General features: G+C 64.0%; 13 protein-coding genes. 6 read left to right on the forward strand and 7 right to left on the reverse strand.

Going from position 1 to position 14,457, the window contains the following annotated elements; genetic code table 11:
• Positions 1 to 5: 5 nt before the first annotated feature.
• The 5 genes from CLV89_RS11705 to CLV89_RS11725 form a co-directional block, all read right to left on the reverse strand.
• Positions 6 to 3,017 (reverse strand): formate dehydrogenase subunit alpha, encoded by a 3,012-nt coding sequence (locus CLV89_RS11705; RefSeq protein WP_106163848.1) that lies wholly within the window; start codon positions 3,015 to 3,017, stop codon positions 6 to 8.
• Between the two features lie 112 nt (positions 3,018 to 3,129).
• Positions 3,130 to 3,318 carry a twin-arginine translocation signal domain-containing protein gene (locus tag CLV89_RS11710; RefSeq protein WP_106163849.1) on the reverse strand — a complete coding sequence of 63 codons (189 nt, stop codon included), beginning with the start codon at positions 3,316 to 3,318 and terminating at the stop codon, positions 3,130 to 3,132.
• A gap of 111 nt (positions 3,319 to 3,429) precedes the next feature.
• Positions 3,430 to 4,050, reverse strand: coding sequence for a TorD/DmsD family molecular chaperone (locus CLV89_RS11715; protein ID WP_106163850.1), 621 nt, complete (start codon positions 4,048 to 4,050; stop codon positions 3,430 to 3,432).
• A 14-nt stretch (positions 4,051 to 4,064) separates the two neighbouring features.
• Positions 4,065 to 4,742 carry a DUF3306 domain-containing protein gene (locus CLV89_RS11720; RefSeq protein WP_106163851.1) on the reverse strand — a complete coding sequence of 226 codons (678 nt, stop codon included), beginning with the start codon at positions 4,740 to 4,742 and terminating at the stop codon, positions 4,065 to 4,067.
• Positions 4,739 to 5,272 carry a DUF3305 domain-containing protein gene (locus CLV89_RS11725; RefSeq protein WP_165798126.1) on the reverse strand — a complete coding sequence of 178 codons (534 nt, stop codon included), beginning with the start codon at positions 5,270 to 5,272 and terminating at the stop codon, positions 4,739 to 4,741. Before CLV89_RS11725 ends, CLV89_RS11720 begins: the two co-directional genes overlap by 4 nt.
• Positions 5,273 to 5,640: 368 nt before the next feature.
• Here CLV89_RS11725 and CLV89_RS11730 point away from each other — a divergent pair, with 368 nt between their 5' ends.
• Positions 5,641 to 7,599, forward strand: a complete 1,959-nt coding sequence (locus CLV89_RS11730) for a 4Fe-4S binding protein (protein WP_106163936.1) — start codon at positions 5,641 to 5,643, stop codon at positions 7,597 to 7,599.
• Between the two features lie 18 nt (positions 7,600 to 7,617).
• On the opposite strand, the gene CLV89_RS11735 is transcribed toward CLV89_RS11730, so the two are convergent.
• A complete protein-coding gene (locus CLV89_RS11735) occupies positions 7,618 to 8,388 on the reverse strand; it encodes a cytochrome c family protein (RefSeq protein WP_243394991.1) in 771 nt (256 codons plus the stop codon).
• A 92-nt stretch (positions 8,389 to 8,480) separates the two neighbouring features.
• On the opposite strand from CLV89_RS11735, the gene apbC reads away from it, so the two are divergent.
• From apbC to CLV89_RS11755, 4 genes are all read left to right on the forward strand, one after another.
• Positions 8,481 to 9,551: an iron-sulfur cluster carrier protein ApbC gene (gene apbC / locus CLV89_RS11740; RefSeq protein WP_106163852.1), complete on the forward strand. Its 1,071-nt coding sequence runs from the start codon at positions 8,481 to 8,483 to the stop codon at positions 9,549 to 9,551.
• Positions 9,548 to 10,252 (forward strand): biotin/lipoate--protein ligase family protein, encoded by a 705-nt coding sequence (locus CLV89_RS11745; protein WP_106163853.1) that lies wholly within the window; start codon positions 9,548 to 9,550, stop codon positions 10,250 to 10,252. Before apbC ends, CLV89_RS11745 begins: the two co-directional genes overlap by 4 nt.
• Before the next feature lie 15 nt (positions 10,253 to 10,267).
• Positions 10,268 to 10,747 (forward strand): DUF6505 family protein, encoded by a 480-nt coding sequence (locus tag CLV89_RS11750; RefSeq protein ID WP_106163854.1) that lies wholly within the window; start codon positions 10,268 to 10,270, stop codon positions 10,745 to 10,747.
• 157 nt (positions 10,748 to 10,904) lie between these two features.
• The gene (locus CLV89_RS11755) at positions 10,905 to 11,453 is read left to right on the forward strand and encodes a hypothetical protein (RefSeq protein WP_106163855.1); all 549 of its coding nucleotides are present in this window, start codon (positions 10,905 to 10,907) and stop codon (positions 11,451 to 11,453) included.
• 83 nt (positions 11,454 to 11,536) lie between these two features.
• Here the strand turns inward: CLV89_RS11755 and CLV89_RS11760 are convergent, their stop codons facing one another.
• A complete protein-coding gene (locus CLV89_RS11760) occupies positions 11,537 to 13,525 on the reverse strand; it encodes a CocE/NonD family hydrolase (RefSeq protein ID WP_106163856.1) in 1,989 nt (662 codons plus the stop codon).
• Positions 13,526 to 13,653: 128 nt separating this feature from the next.
• Between CLV89_RS11760 and CLV89_RS11765 the strand changes: the two genes are divergently transcribed.
• Positions 13,654 to 14,454 (forward strand): helix-turn-helix transcriptional regulator, encoded by an 801-nt coding sequence (locus tag CLV89_RS11765; protein ID WP_106163857.1) that lies wholly within the window; start codon positions 13,654 to 13,656, stop codon positions 14,452 to 14,454.
• Positions 14,455 to 14,457 lie beyond the last annotated feature (3 nt).

A 14,457-nucleotide genomic window follows, 5' to 3' on the forward strand; every position in this document is an offset into this window, starting at 1 on the left:
TCTCCTTACGCTGGCATGATTTTGCAGAGGGTGGCCTTGGTCTCTTGCATCTGAGTGACCGAGTCGTAGCCGTAGGTCTGCGCCGTGTTGGTGCTTTCGCCCAGAACATAGGGGTCGGCGCCATCCGGGTACTTGGACCGTTGATCCTCGCCCTGGAAGTGACCACCAAAGTGGAAGGGCATGAAGGCCACGCCGGCCCCTACCCGTTCGGTCACCATTGCCATCACCTTGACCTTGCCGCCCTCGGGGCCTTCGACCCAGACCTGAGCGCCATCGCGCACGCCGATGTCGTTGGCGTCACGTGTGTTGATCTCGATGAACATGTCCTGCTGCAGTTCGGCGAGCCACGGGTTTGACCGGGTCTCGTCGCCGCCGCCCTCATATTCGACCAGACGGCCGGAGGTGAGGATGATCGGATACTCCTTGGAGACATCGTTCTTCTGGATCGAGGCATACATGGTGGGCAGACGGTAGAATTTCCGATCCTCATAGGTCGGATAATCCGCCACCAGATCACGCCGGTTGGTGTAGAGCGGCTCGCGGTGCAGCGGCACCGGATCCGGGAAGGTCCACACCACAGCACGTGCCTTGGCGTTGCCGAAGGGGGCGCAGCCATGTTTGATCGCGACCCGCTGGATACCGCCCGAAAGGTCGGTCTTCCAGTTCACCGAAGCGGTCTTGGTGTTGAAATCAGACGGGAACGGAGACATGGACTGCTCGCCCACTTCTTCGCCTGCGCCCTGATTGCCAGTACCACTGGTGCCAGCCTCGCCCATGCCATCGAGCTGCACGCCCGCGACACCTGCGATGACGGTTTTTTCCTCTTGGGTCAGGTCCTTGTCCCAACCGAGGTCGACCAGCATCTGCATGGTAAACTCAGGGTAGCCATCCTGAATTTCAGCACCGGGGTTCGAGACACCCTCGGCAAGCAGATTGTCGCCATCGCGCTCCACACCAAAGCGGGCGCGGAAACAGAGACCGCCATCCGCCACCGGCTTGGACATGTCATAGAGGTTCGGCGTGCCCGGATGGTTCATCTCCGGCGTGCCCCAGCAGGGCCACGGCAGACCGTAGAAATCGCCATCCGCCGGACCACCGACCGCTTGCAGCGTGGTGCGATCAAACGTGTGCTGGTTCGCCATATGGAGCTTGATGCGCTCCGGGCTCTGACCGGTGTAACCCACCGTCCACATGCCCTGATTGAACTCGCGGGTGATGCTCTCGATATTGGGGGTCTCGGCGTCTTCCATCTCGATATTGCGGAAGAGACGATCTGCCCAGCCGAACTTGTTGGCGAATTTCGCCATGATCACATGATCCGGCAGGCTCTCGAACAGAGGCTCGACCACCTTGTCGCGCCACTGCAGCGACCGGTTCGACGCCGTTACCGAGCCGCGTGTCTCGAACTGAGTACAGGCGGGCAGCAGGTAGACGCCATCAGTCCGGTCATGCAGCACGGCAGAGACGGTCGGATATGGGTCCACCACGACAAGCATGTCGAGCTTTTCCATCGCCGTCTTCATCTCCGTCATCCGGGTTTGAGAGTTCGGCGCGTGGCCCCAGAGAACCATGGCCCGCACATTGTTGGGCTGGTCGATGTTCTCTTTGTCCTCAAGGATACCGTCGATCCAGCGGGACACCGGAATGCCCGTCAGGTTCATCAGGTTCTTGTCCTTGCCGTCGGCGGATTTGACGGTTTCGAACTGTCCCTTGAGCCAGTCGATATCCTCACCCCAGACACGGCTCCAATGGCCCCATGCGCCAGCCGACAGGCCATAGTAGCCCGGCAGCGTGTGGCTGAGAACGCCAAGGTCGGTTGCGCCCTGCACGTTGTCGTGGCCGCGGAAGATATTGGTGCCGCCACCTTCGGTGCCCATGTTCCCAAGCGCGAGCTGCAGGATGCAGTAGGCACGGGTGTTGTTGTTGCCGTTGGTGTGCTGCGTGCCGCCCATGCACCAGATCACGGTGCCGGGACGGTTGTTCGCCATGGTCCGCGCCACGCGCTTGAGCTGGCTGCCGGGGGTGCCGGTCACGCGCTCGACTTCCTCGGGCGTCCATTTGGCGACCTCGTCGCGGATCTGGTCCATACCCCAGACACGGGTGCGGATAAACTCTTTGTCCTCCCAACCGTTCTCGAAGATGTGCCACAGGATCCCCCAGACCAGCGCCACATCGGTGCCGGGACGGAAACGGACATATTCGTCCGCGTGGGCCGCGGTGCGGGTGAAACGCGGATCGCACACGATCAGCGGCGCGTTGTTCTGCTCTTTGGCCTTCAGCACGTGCAAGAGCGAGATCGGATGCGCCTCGGCAGGGTTGCCGCCGATGATGAAGATCGCCTTGGAGTTATGAATGTCGTTGTAGCTGTTGGTCATGGCGCCGTAGCCCCATGTGTTCGCAACACCCGCAACGGTGGTGGAGTGACAGATCCGCGCCTGGTGATCCACGTTGTTGGTGCCCCAGTAGGCGGCAAACTTGCGGAACAGATAGGCCTGTTCGTTGTTGTGCTTGGCCGAGCCGAGCCAATAGACGCTGTCAGGGCCGCTTTCTTCGCGGATCTGCATCATGCCGTCGCCGATCTCGTCGATCGCCTGTTCCCAGCTGATACGCTTCCACTCACCGCCTTCTTTCTTCATCGGGTACTTCAGGCGACGCTCGCCGTGGGCGTGTTCGCGTACCGATGCACCTTTGGCGCAATGCGAGCCAAGGTTGAAGGGGCTGTCCCAACCGGGTTCCTGACCGGTCCAGACACCATCCTGCACCTCAGCAATCACGGTACAGCCGACCGAGCAGTGGGTGCAGACAGATTTGATCGTTTCGACCTTACCGGTTGCCGAAGCCGCCGCATTGGCCTGCGTCACGGTCCCGCCGGTGGCGCTGATCGCTGCAAGCCCGCCGATGGCAAGGCCTGAGCCGCGCAGAAACGCGCGGCGGTCGACGGCTGTTTCGCCGACCTTGGACAGGATACTGGTCCGCTGGGGGCGTCGCGCTACCCCGTTGGTCTTTTTCCTAAGCATTTTAAACCTCCCTTGCTTGTCCCTACAGTCAGGAACGCGCTGGGTTCATTGAAAAACCTTCGCTCAGTCGGGCGTCACGCAACCAGTCGGCTCAGGCATGAAAGGCAACCGATCAGAACCGGGTGCTGTCGTAATAGGCGCGGGTATGCGCGGTATCCTGCATCTTGTCCGATGACAGGTCCGGGGTCGCGGCCTCGACCTCGCCTCCGGTGGTTGCAAGCGCCACCGCCGCTACGGGCGTGGTGGTTGCAGCCAGTTTCAGAAAGTCGCGGCGGCTTGCGCCATCCTCTTTCCGTGACATGTGGATCCTCCTCCTCTTTGGTCTTGTCGGGTCCAACTCTTCAGGCGATCGGGCCGCCTCACCCTGCGCGTGCCCACCACGCGCGTCTTAAATGGACTTCGCCGGGGCCAATCAGCCGCCCATGCGAAACGCCTCTGCCTCGATCCCCATGAAGGCACGCCCAACCGAGGCGACCGACGCATAGAGCACCGAGTTCTTTGCCCCCTCAAGGTCGGCAAAGAAATGCGTCGCCCAGGGACCGATGTGTTTGTTGAAGAACGTCTTTTGTTCGTCGAGCGTGGCCGGAGCGCCAAAGCGCCCCACGATCATTGCGCCCATCATCTCCATCAAGGACGCGATGTTGTCTTCGGGCTCAAAACTGTTGGGCGCACGGCTCAAGCCGCGAACGCTCATGTCACTGCGCAGCGCCGCCAGTGGTTTTTCATTGAGGAACCCGGTCAGATAGTAGCTGGCGTAGGGCAGCAGTTCGCCCCGGCCAAGGCCGATGAACAGCGCGTTGAACTCTCGTTCCGCTCCGGCAGGTTTGGTGCGTTTTGCCACCCGCGACAGCTGCGTGATCGCCTGCCCCAGCGGGGTATCGTCGCCACTCAGCCCAGCTGTCTGCTCCAGCAGCATCTGGTCCGGCGCGGAAGCCAGCATCAGCCCGAGGTAGTTGTAGAGATCCGCGCGCAGGCGATCCTCTTCATGTGCCATGGGCTGCTCTACTGACGCGCTCAACGCTGCCTCTGTCATCCGGCTCTCCTCCGTCATGTTTCTGTCTCCGCCCCATCAAACGCAAAGCGCATTCGCCGAGAAGGGGCCACACCCGACACTTCTTCCTCAGAGCCAATGGTGCTGGCCTGTTGCTGCGCCTCATGCTGGAGATCCGTGAGATCGCCTGCCTGCTCTGGCAGCGTTGGCGCATCTTGGTCTTCAGTCTCAGCCTCAGCCATCCCGGCGTCCGCTTCCGCGCCGTCATCCTCTTCGAGAGAGGTTTGGTCGGCCTGCCCGACATCGCCGGCCTCAGCCGCCGCTTTCAGCTCCGCCTGACGCGCCAGTTCCTCGACATGGGCGGTCATGCCCTTGCCGACCTGATAGGCGGTCTGGATGTTCTCCACCGCCATTGCCGCGTCAGTGAAATCTTCACCGTAATCCAAGAGCCCGTCGACATTGGCCAGCACCGGGTTGGTCAGCCACAGGCGACGCAGCGCCCGAGTCTTCAGCCGCGCCGGAACCGCATCAGTCAGGAAGGCCTTGAAATCATCGCCCGCCCCGAGCGTGTCCGGGTCCGGCAGGTCCAGCTCGGCCAGCAGCTCCGCCTCGTCACGGTCCGCCAGTGCGGCCTCGCGCTCGGCGACCTCGATTTCCGCCACAGCGCGCGCTTCGGTGGCCGCCTCCGCCTCGACCGCAGCGCGGCGGCGGGACCAGAAATCCCGCGCGCTCATTGCAGGCGCTCCTTGCGGGCCTTGACCGGCGCGCGATAAACATCCGTCAGTTGCGGAATGCGCGCATCGCCAACGCCATCTTCCTCAAGATCAACCCGCTGGCGATCCCGCCGGCGTTTCTTGAATTCTTCTTCCTTGAAATGCGTGAGGGTGAAATCCCGCACCCAGGCCACCAGCCCGGCGGGCATGTCCACCTTCTCGACCTGATCCTCGCCAGTGTCGGCATAGTCCTGCGCTTCAAACGGCGAGGCCGTCACCAGCGTCACCTCCGGGCGCGCATTTGGACCCGGGCGCAGCACCACGTAGATGCTCGGCGGATTTGCGGTCAGCCCCTGCATGTAAGCCTCGGCATCGGCGCGGTGCAATTCCAGCGTAAGGGTGGCCGCGTGAAACTCACACGCCCCATCCTCTTCGCGCAGCAGAGCCCAGTCCGCATCCGCAGCCCCCGGCAACACGGCCACGACGGTCCACGCCCAACGCGCCCACGGCGTCACCCCGGGGGTCCGCCGAATAACAACGCCCAGCGGCATCACGTCGATCTTTGAGCTGTTCTGGTCCACGGCCCATCCTTGGCTTGGTTCCCGCAACACTGCCGCAAACCATGCTGCATGCAAAAGCACACAGTGCATCTCCTGCCCGTATTTTCATCAGCGCTGGACAATTTGGCAGCCCGTTTTGCCCGCCCCGGACAACAGTGGACGAATTGTCTAATTCTAGTTTTTTTATCAGGCATTCAGTTTTTGTGATGACGGCGCGAATCACCTCGCCTATCGATGCAGAGCCGCGCATCACCCGCCGTGCGACCAGCGGTTTACGACCGGATGAAAACATGTCTAGGGTGAGGGCCGAAACCGTAAAATCGGCGCCAAATGCCAGCCTGACCGCGAGCGAGAAATCAATGACCAAACGTTTGATATTGTGTGATTGTTCCGGATCACAGCCCCTCGACCCGGAGGCATTGACCGACGCGACCGGACTGCCGTGTTCCAAGGTCCATTCCGCCCTGTGCACCCGGGAAACAGAGGCCGCGGTGGCGGCTCTTCACGAGCCTGACACAATTATTTGCTGTGGTCAGGAAACCCGACTTTTCGCCGAACTTGCCGAGGAAACCGGCGCCGCCTCCCCCCTCTTTCTCGATCTCCGGGACCGGGCAGGTTGGTCCGCCGAGGCCGAAAAACCGGGGGCGGTGATACCCAAAATGTCCGCCCTGATCGCCGAAGCACAGATGGGCGGCACCCAGGCCAAGACGCTGGATGTGATCAGCGAAGGCCTCTGCCTTATTCTCGGCGCGGCTGATGTGGTTTTGCCCGCCGCGGCGAAATTGCAGGATATTCTTGGGGTCACGGTGCTGTTGAGCGACACGGAAGAGCCGCCAATGTCGCGCGGTTTCGACGCAATCCGCGGTCAGCTGCGCAGCGCGCGCGGCGCCCTTGGCGGCTTTCGTATCACGGTCGACGCGCTGCAATCGCTCGATGTCACCGGGCGCACCTGGACCTGGAGCCCCCCCCGTGATGGCGGCCAGTCGGAGTGCGATATCATTCTCGACCTCAGCGGTGGCCACCCCCTGTTCCCGGCTCCGGAAAAACGCGAGGGATATCTGCGTGCGGACCCCAAATCGCCCACCGCAGTCGCCGATGCCATTCTCGCCGCAAGTCAGCTGGTCGGCACGTTTGAAAAGCCGCTCTATGTCAAAACCGAGCCGCTGCTCTGCGCCCATTCTCGCGCCCGGCAAACCGGCTGCACCCGCTGTCTGGATGTCTGCCCCACTGGCGCGATCCTGCCCGATGGTGACAGTGTGTCCATCGACCCGATGATCTGCGCGGGCTGTGGTGCATGCGCCTCGCTCTGCCCGTCTGGCGCGATCACCTATGATGCACCGCCCGCCGAGAGCCTGTTTCGCCGCATCCAGACCCTCGCCAAGGCCTATCTCGACGCCGGGGGCACCGAACCGCGCCTGCTGGTGGTCGACGCCCATGGTGCCGAGATGATCCGCCTGGCCGCCCGTTTTGAACGTGGCCTGCCCGCCGCCATGATCCCGCTGGAGGTCGAAGCGCTCAACACCTTTGGTCACGCCGAGATCCTCGCCGCCCGCGCCGCAGGTTTCCTCGACGTCTCCCTCCTGCCCGGCCCCAGCACCGACATGGAGGTGCAGATGCGGGAGATCGCGCTTGCCGATGCCATCGCTCCGGGCGCGGCCCGGATGCTGCAGGCGAGCGAGCCTGAAGCGTTCTGCGATGAGCTTTATGCCGAGCGCACCCTGCCCGCCCCTGTCGAAACACCCCAGCGTCCCATGGGCACCCGCCGTCAGATCACCCGGCAGGCGGCGCTGGCCCTCACACCGGCGAACACTCAGCTGCCGCTGCCCGAAGGCGCGCCTTACGGGGCTGTGTTGGTCGATCAGGACGCCTGCACCCTATGTCTCTCCTGCGTGTCGCTCTGCCCGTCCGGCGCGCTTGGCGACAATCCGGATCTGCCTCAGCTGCGCTTTCAGGAGGACGCCTGCCTGCAATGCGGCCTCTGCGCCAATGTCTGCCCGGAGGATGCAATCACCTACGAGCCCCGCCTCAACCTCGCCGCCTCGGCGCTGGATCAGGTGGTGCTGCATGAGGAAGAACCCTTTGCCTGCATCGAATGCGGCAGCCTGTTTGGCGTCAAATCCACGGTCGAGAAGATCACCGAGAAGCTGGCCGGAAAGCACTCGATGTTTGGCAATCCCGAGGCCGCGAAGATGATCCAGATGTGTGATGACTGCCGGGTCAACGCCCAGTTCCATCAGCAGAATTCGCCTTTTGCCGGCAAGGAGCGTCCGCGCGTGCGTACCACCGAGGATTACCTCAGCAAACGCCGCGATCACTGAGGGCACGGCGCAATGAGGTCACTTCATCTGCAGCGGCTGGCCGAGGTCGGCGGGCACCATCAGCGCCACATAGGCGAGGATGCTGTCAAGTTCGTCCAGAGTCATCTCCACCGGCACGATGGGCGACGGGCGCTCCGCATCAAAGGGCGCTGTTACGTCTTCGATCTGGGTGAAGGCACCGTGAGGTTTCAGCACAAAAAACGCGCTGAACCGCTCCTCCCAGTCGGCGAAACCGCGCAGCACGGAGAACGACGGCGTCGAGCCGATGGCCTTCATTCGGTTCTGCTCCGACACCACGTGGCACCGTCCGCAGTGCTGCAGCGACAGCGCCTGCCCTGCTTCGGCATCGCCGTCGAAGACCTGCTCCTCGGCCGCTTCCGCCGCAACCTCCGGGGCGTGGAACAGCGCCGCGCCCTCTGGCGCAAAGCTCAACACCGTGCGCAGGCCGACCTCCGACAGCAGCCAGTCGGCGAAACGGTCGGCGCTCGCATGATCCGGTGCCAGCACCTGCAGGTGCCAGCTGCCGCTCTGGTCGGCGAAAACCGCCACGCCGTCGCGGGCGATCACCACCTCTGCCGGGGCACCGCTGGGCACCAGCGAAACACGCACCTGTGTTTTCAGCGAAAATCGCGGCAGCATGTAGTCAAACAGGCCGGTGTCGACCAAGACTTGGGGCGCGGCAAGGCGCAGGTTGCGCGCCTCCTGCGCGCCAAACCCGTCCGGCCCGCCCGGCAGAACCGCCAGCAGCGCGCCCCCGATCAGACCGCTTATCCCTGTCGCCCGAGCCATATGCCATGCTAGATAGCCCGCAAGAGTTCCGTCAAGCGTCCTGCTCCGCGCAGCCGCAAGACCTCAACAGACCAACCAAGGAGTAGCCCCGCGTGTCCATCACCCGCGACGCCGTCCTCGACGCCCTCAAGACCCTAAAGGATCCCGTAAGCGGCAGCGACATTGTTGCCGCCGGGATCGTCCGTGCCCTCACACTCGAAGATGCCAATGTGCGCTTTGTGATGGAAATCGACCCCGCGAAATCAGATACTTACGCCCCGCTGCGCGATCAGGCCGAGGCCTTGGTCAGCGACCTGCCCGGGGTGGAGAAAGTCTCCGCCCTGATGACCGCGCATAGCGCCAAGGCACCGCCGCCGGATCTCAAGGCCGCCAGCAAACCTGCACAGCCCCAAGGCCCGCAGAAGATCCCCGGCGTTGCAAAAATCATCGCCGTGGCCTCCGGCAAGGGGGGAGTCGGCAAATCCACCGTCTCCGCCAACCTGGCCTGTGCCTTGGCGCAGGCAGGTCGTCGCGTCGGACTGTTGGACGCGGATGTCTACGGCCCCTCGCAACCGCGCATGCTCGGGGTTTCTGGCCGCCCGGCCAGCCCCGATGGCAAAACCATCCTGCCCCTGCGCAACCACGGCGTCACCATGATGTCGATCGGCCTGATGACCAATGACGATCAGGCCGTGGTCTGGCGTGGCCCGATGCTGATGGGCGCGCTGCAGCAGATGATGATGCAGGTGCAATGGGGAGCGCTCGACGTGCTGATCGTCGACCTGCCACCGGGCACCGGCGACGTGCAGATGACGTTGGCGCAAAAGGCCGAGGTGGACGGCGCGATCGTGGTCTCCACCCCCCAGGACGTGGCGCTGATCGACGCGCGCAAGGGCATCGACATGTTCCAGAAGCTGAACGTGCCGATCCTCGGCCTGATCGAGAACATGTCGACCCATATCTGTTCCAACTGCGGCCATGAGGAGCATATCTTCGGCCATGGCGGCGTTGCCGCAGAGGCGGAAAAGCTGAACGTGCCGCTGCTGGCCGAAGTGCCCCTGCATCTGGACGTGCGTCTGGCCTCCGACGGGGGCGCGCCGATCGTGGTCTCCAAGCCCGACAGCCCGCAGGCCAAGGCGTTTCAGGACATCGCGGCAGGGCTGGTGGAGCGCGGCGCCGCATGAGCGATGAGGTCACCTTTCCGCCCCTGATGACGGGCGAGGCTGCCGGTCCGGGGCAGGATCCCTTTGACCTGGCGCGCCAGAAGGCGGAGTTGGGCGTGGATGCAGGGCTGGTGGTGTATGACCTCGGCGCCGACACTCTGCGCGCGGCGCTGGTGCTGGCGCCGGAGGTGCCGCTGGCACAGGCGATGGCGATGCTGCCCACCTGTGGCGTCGGTTTCCAGAACGCCCTTGGCGCGCTGGCCCCGCCAGAGGTGGCCGTGCATCTGGACTGGGAGGGCGGATTGCGTGTCAACGGGGCCCGCTGCGGCAGCCTGCGCATTGCCGCCAGCACCGATGATCCCGCCGCGCAACCCGACTGGCTAGTGGTTGCGCTGGAGCTGCCGCTCTGGCCTCAGGGCGACGGTGGCGAGACGCCGGATCAGACCGCGCTTTATGCCGAAGGCTGCGCCGAGGTCACCGCCCCGCGCCTGCTGGAGAGCTGGACCCGCCATTGCCTGCACTGGATCAACCGCTGGGACGAGGGCGACCTGAAAGCGCTGCATGCGGAATGGCAGGGATTGGCCCATGACATCGGCGAGGATCGGCAACAGGCCGGCCTCAACGGCACATTCCTTGGCGTGGACGCAGATTTCGGCATGCTGCTGCGCGATGACACAACGACCCACCTGATCCCGCTGACCACCGTGTTGGTGCGGGACTGACAGGAGAGAGACGACATGAAACTGGCCCGTGCAATCCACTTTGACGAAAGCGACATGAACGTCTTTGCCAGCCCCGCCCGCACCGGCGAGTGGTGCATCTCCGGCGGCTTTGAATTCTCCAACTGGAGCGAAGGCGATCTGGTCGGCAAACAGCGCCAGGCCTTTGCCAACGGCTGGATGGGTCTGGAAACCGGAGGGCGCGTGACCTTTGTCGCCGTCACCCAGGTCGAGAGCGATGAGGCTGCTGCCCTGATCGAACAACTCGCCGCGCATTTCGTCACCCTCTACGGCGCTCCCGATCTGGCGACTGCACGACCGGTGGCCGAGGCCGAGCTCGATCACATGGCGGAATTGTGCGAGGATCACGCGCCCAACACGCTGCTGACCGTCGCGCGCGAGCTGACGGATGCCGGGGTGCGCGAGAGCTTTCGTGTGATCGAGGCACAGTCGGCAGGGCTGGAGCAATTCGCCATCCACGCCACCCCTGAAAGCTGAGGAATGGGTCCTGCCCACTCAAACGCGAACAACGCAAGAAAAGAACACGCAAGATTGTTTCAGGCCGGGCTGGCACCTCCGCACATCTCGCATTAAGATTTTTGCATGGTTTGCGCCATAGCGTGGCGCAAACCAGACATTCAACAGGGTATCAAATATGCTGAAAACTACATTTGGGGCTTTGGCCCTGTGTTGCGTTGCGGGCTTGGGCAATGCGGCAAATCTCTTTACCGAAGCGGGCAACTGGGCCGCTGTCTACAAGGGCAACACCTGCCACGTCTATACCGTATCATCGGCGCGCGACACCTCCGGCTATCTTGAATTCACCTTCAAGAACAAAGGCCTCAACGCAACGTTCGACTATATCTATACGCCCTACACCCCGGACGAGGTCGACCCACCCTGGGACGAGTCGGAAGATTTTGTCACGCTCTATATCGATGACGAACAAGTCTGGTTCGGCGACGAGATGTTCTTTTACACCGGCCCCGGCTTCACCTATGGCGCAAGCATGACGCCCGGTTTCATTCCCGAAGTTCTCGATGCCATGCTGTCAGCCCAGAGCGATTTCGGCTTTGCGGTAGAGCGCGCCGCCGAGGGCGAAACCTGGCTCTACGGTGGCTTCTCGCTTGACGGGCTGGATCAGGCGCTCGCCAAGGCGGGCGAGATGTGCCAGTTCGACCCAGGCGCGCTGCCTCAGTCCTAACGCTCCGAACCTGACCCTCCGAAGGGGTACAGACGAGGGGCGCGGGTTGACCGCCCCCCTCATTCACAATCCCGCCGCCGGCCTCAGTGACACCCGCGCGGGATCTCCTCCTGCCACTCGCGAGTCAGCACGAGCTCTTCGCCCTCATAGGCCTTGATCCCGCGCCAAAGGTAGAATGTTTCGCTGTCACAGGTCATGCGGCTGTCCGTCTCGATCCGCACCGCCCAGTCGTCGCGCGCGAATTCGAACACCCAATTGCAGTCGAACTGTGCTGTGGCCGGGTCATCGGGGTGGATCGCATAGCGCATGCGCACATTGCTGCCGACCAACTGGCCGTGGCTGGCGTTGCGCGCCGCGCCATAGCTGTCAAAGCTCTCCAGCACCTGCGTGCCATCGGCCTCCACCCGCGTTTCCGCCTCGCCCCAGGGGGCCTCCAGCACCTCCGCCTGATAGGTCGGATAATCCCGCGCGGGGGCTGGCGCTTGCGGGGCGATCTCTGTGTCCACCCGGCGTTCCGGCAGCACCAGCGCGCAGCCCTCCAGATGCAGGGTGATCTCCGCCGCCTCCGGCGCGGGCCAGACGATGGGCCAGTAGGAGGTGGACAGCGCCAGCCGCAACTGATGCCCCGCCAGCAGACGATGGGCGCATTCGTTCAGCTCGAACTCTACCTCGTAGCGCTTGCCCGGCTCCAGTCGCGTTGCGACCTCGTGACTGTCATCGTGGCACAGGTTGCGGGGACGATAGGTGATCCGCTGCGATTGCCCCGAGGGCGCCACGTCGCAGAGCCGCGCCACCACCTGCGCCACCGGCCGATCAACGCTGAAGGCCAGCCGCACACGGGGGCGGCCCAACAGCTCCATCGGCGCCAGCAGGGGCGTGCTGTCAAAGCAAGTCGATGCCGCATCATCCGCCGTCTGATCGCCCGGGCGTTCGTTGTCGATGCGGATGCCAGGGCAGAAATAGCCGCCCGCCTGCCCCACTGTCGCAGGGCTCTTGACCCGCGCCGTGCCCGCCTGCGGATCCGGCGCAAACCCCTCTTCGGCCAGCGGCCAGACCACCTCGGAAACGCTCGGTGAGGGCCAGACCTCCTCCGCCACCCAGCGGCCATTCTGGGGCACATTCTTCGGGCTTGGCGGAGTGAATTCCTGCATGAAGACGCGATAGTCCGGCAGGCTGTCCGCCCCGGCCTGCTCGTCCTTCAGGTACTGATCAAACCAGCGCAGCACCTCGCCATGGAAATCCGCGGCCTCGATCTGCGAGATATGCGCATAGCGATGCTCCCACGGACCCATCAAGGCCTTGGCGGGTGCGCCGGTCATCTTTGCCGCAATCGCCGGGGGCGCGTTCACATAGGCATCGGCCCAGCCAGTAATCGCCAGCACCGGCGCGGTGATCGCTGACCAGTCCTCGCAGATGGAGCCATGTTTCCAGAATCCGTCCCGCGTCGGATGCCGCAGCCAATCCGCCGCCATGAACGGCAGATCCTCGATCCGTCCCAGCCATTCGCTACGCCAGTCGGGGCGCAACACCGGGTCCAGCGGGCGGGTCATATAGGCGAACATCTGGCTCGCCCAGTTTGTGTTGTCACTCAGCAGGCAGCCGCCCATGTAGTGGATGTCATCGGCGTAACGATCCACGGTGGAGGCCACGGAGACCACCGCCTTTAGTGCCTCGGGGCGCCGGCAGGCCATCTGCAAGCCGTTGAAACCGCCCCAGGAAATGCCGATCATCCCGACCTTGCCGCTGGACCAATCCTGCGACGCGATCCAGTCCAGCACCGCTTCGCCATCGGACAATTCCTGTTCGGAATACTCATCGTCGAAGCGCCCGTCGCTATCGCCGGAGCCTGCGATATCCACCCGCACGCAAGCATAGCCCTGGGCGGCGAACACCGGATGCGTGGTGGCATCACGCGGCGCGGTGCCGTCGCGTTTGCGGTAAGGCAGGTATTCAAGGATCGCGGGAAACGGCCCCGTGCCCTCCGGCAACCACATCCGCGCCGCCAGACGGCGGCCATCGGGCAGCGGGATCCAGAGGTGCTCGGTCTCGGTGATCTGATATTGGTCGGACATGCCGGCCTCCTGCTCTTGCGTCTTTGGCCCCGACCCTGCGCCAAATCAACGTAAGGTGAAACTGCGCGCTTGTACGCAATTGCACGTATCTTTACGCATACTCGCGTCAGATCGAGAAAGGGCATGTCATGAGCATTGCATTCAGTCAGAACCTCCGGTTCCTCTGTGCCGAGGCGCCCTCCATCGCGCAGGTCTGCCGCGAGATCGGCCTCAACCGGCAGCAGTTCAACCGCTACCTGTCGGGCGCGGGGCTGCCCTCCGCCCACAACCTGCGCCGCATCGCCCGTCACTTCGCGGTGGCGGAGGCGGATCTGTTTGCGGACCCTGCGCGCTTTGCCGCCGCCCGCAGGCCCGTCGCGGCCCCCAACCTGCCCGCCCCGCTGACCCATTTGGGCCGCGGCTTTGCCGATCAGGCGCGCCACCTGCGCCGTTTCCTGGGCAGCTATCACGGGTATTACCGCACCCCGACCTGGCCCGGTCAGGTGCTGCGCTCGCTCATCCACCTGAAGGAACAGGACGGCCATGTGGTCAGCCACACGTTCGAACGCGCCCGCGCTGCTGATGGCAGCATAAAGCAGCGCAGTGTCTATCAGGGTCTGGTCGCCCTGCGCGGCGGGCGCATCTGCCTGTGTGAAGCGCCGCGCAACGATCTTGGCGCGATTTCGGAGACGATCCTGATGCCGGAGCATCCGCATCAGATCTCCTACCTGCAGGGGCTGGTGCTTGGGGTGTCTGCCGGGGCCAGCCGTCGTCCGTTCTCTGCCCGCACCGTCTGGCTGCGGCTGGAGGAGAAGATCACCGCCCGCGCCGCCCTTGCCGCCACCGGCGCGCTGGCGCAGGACAGCCCGCGGCTGGACCCGAAGATCCGCCGCCTGCTGGGCGCGGACACGCCCCTGACCCTCACCCCGGACGTCTTTCCGCCCAGTTGACCT

The organism is Tritonibacter scottomollicae, assembly GCF_003003215.1.
Taxonomy (GTDB): domain Bacteria; phylum Pseudomonadota; class Alphaproteobacteria; order Rhodobacterales; family Rhodobacteraceae; genus Epibacterium; species Epibacterium scottomollicae.

Excerpts from the sequence above, each read along its gene's own strand:
- CLV89_RS11710 (WP_106163849.1), bottom strand. The coding sequence starts at position 3,318 with ATGTCACGGAAAGAGGATGGCGCAAGCCGCCGCGACTTTCTGAAACTG.
- CLV89_RS11765 (WP_106163857.1), top strand. The coding sequence starts at position 13,654 with ATGAGCATTGCATTCAGTCAGAACCTCCGGTTCCTCTGTGCCGAGGCG.
- CLV89_RS11760 (WP_106163856.1), bottom strand. The coding sequence starts at position 13,525 with ATGTCCGACCAATATCAGATCACCGAGACCGAGCACCTCTGGATCCCG.
- CLV89_RS11705 (WP_106163848.1), bottom strand. The coding sequence starts at position 3,017 with ATGCTTAGGAAAAAGACCAACGGGGTAGCGCGACGCCCCCAGCGGACC.
- CLV89_RS11715 (WP_106163850.1), bottom strand. The coding sequence starts at position 4,050 with ATGACAGAGGCAGCGTTGAGCGCGTCAGTAGAGCAGCCCATGGCACAT.
- CLV89_RS11730 (WP_106163936.1), top strand. The coding sequence starts at position 5,641 with ATGACCAAACGTTTGATATTGTGTGATTGTTCCGGATCACAGCCCCTC.
- CLV89_RS11720 (WP_106163851.1), bottom strand. The coding sequence starts at position 4,742 with ATGAGCGCGCGGGATTTCTGGTCCCGCCGCCGCGCTGCGGTCGAGGCG.
- CLV89_RS11725 (WP_165798126.1), bottom strand. The coding sequence starts at position 5,272 with ATGCCGCTGGGCGTTGTTATTCGGCGGACCCCCGGGGTGACGCCGTGG.
- CLV89_RS11755 (WP_106163855.1), top strand. The coding sequence starts at position 10,905 with ATGCTGAAAACTACATTTGGGGCTTTGGCCCTGTGTTGCGTTGCGGGC.
- CLV89_RS11735 (WP_243394991.1), bottom strand. The coding sequence starts at position 8,388 with ATGGCTCGGGCGACAGGGATAAGCGGTCTGATCGGGGGCGCGCTGCTG.
- CLV89_RS11750 (WP_106163854.1), top strand. The coding sequence starts at position 10,268 with ATGAAACTGGCCCGTGCAATCCACTTTGACGAAAGCGACATGAACGTC.
- CLV89_RS11745 (WP_106163853.1), top strand. The coding sequence starts at position 9,548 with ATGAGCGATGAGGTCACCTTTCCGCCCCTGATGACGGGCGAGGCTGCC.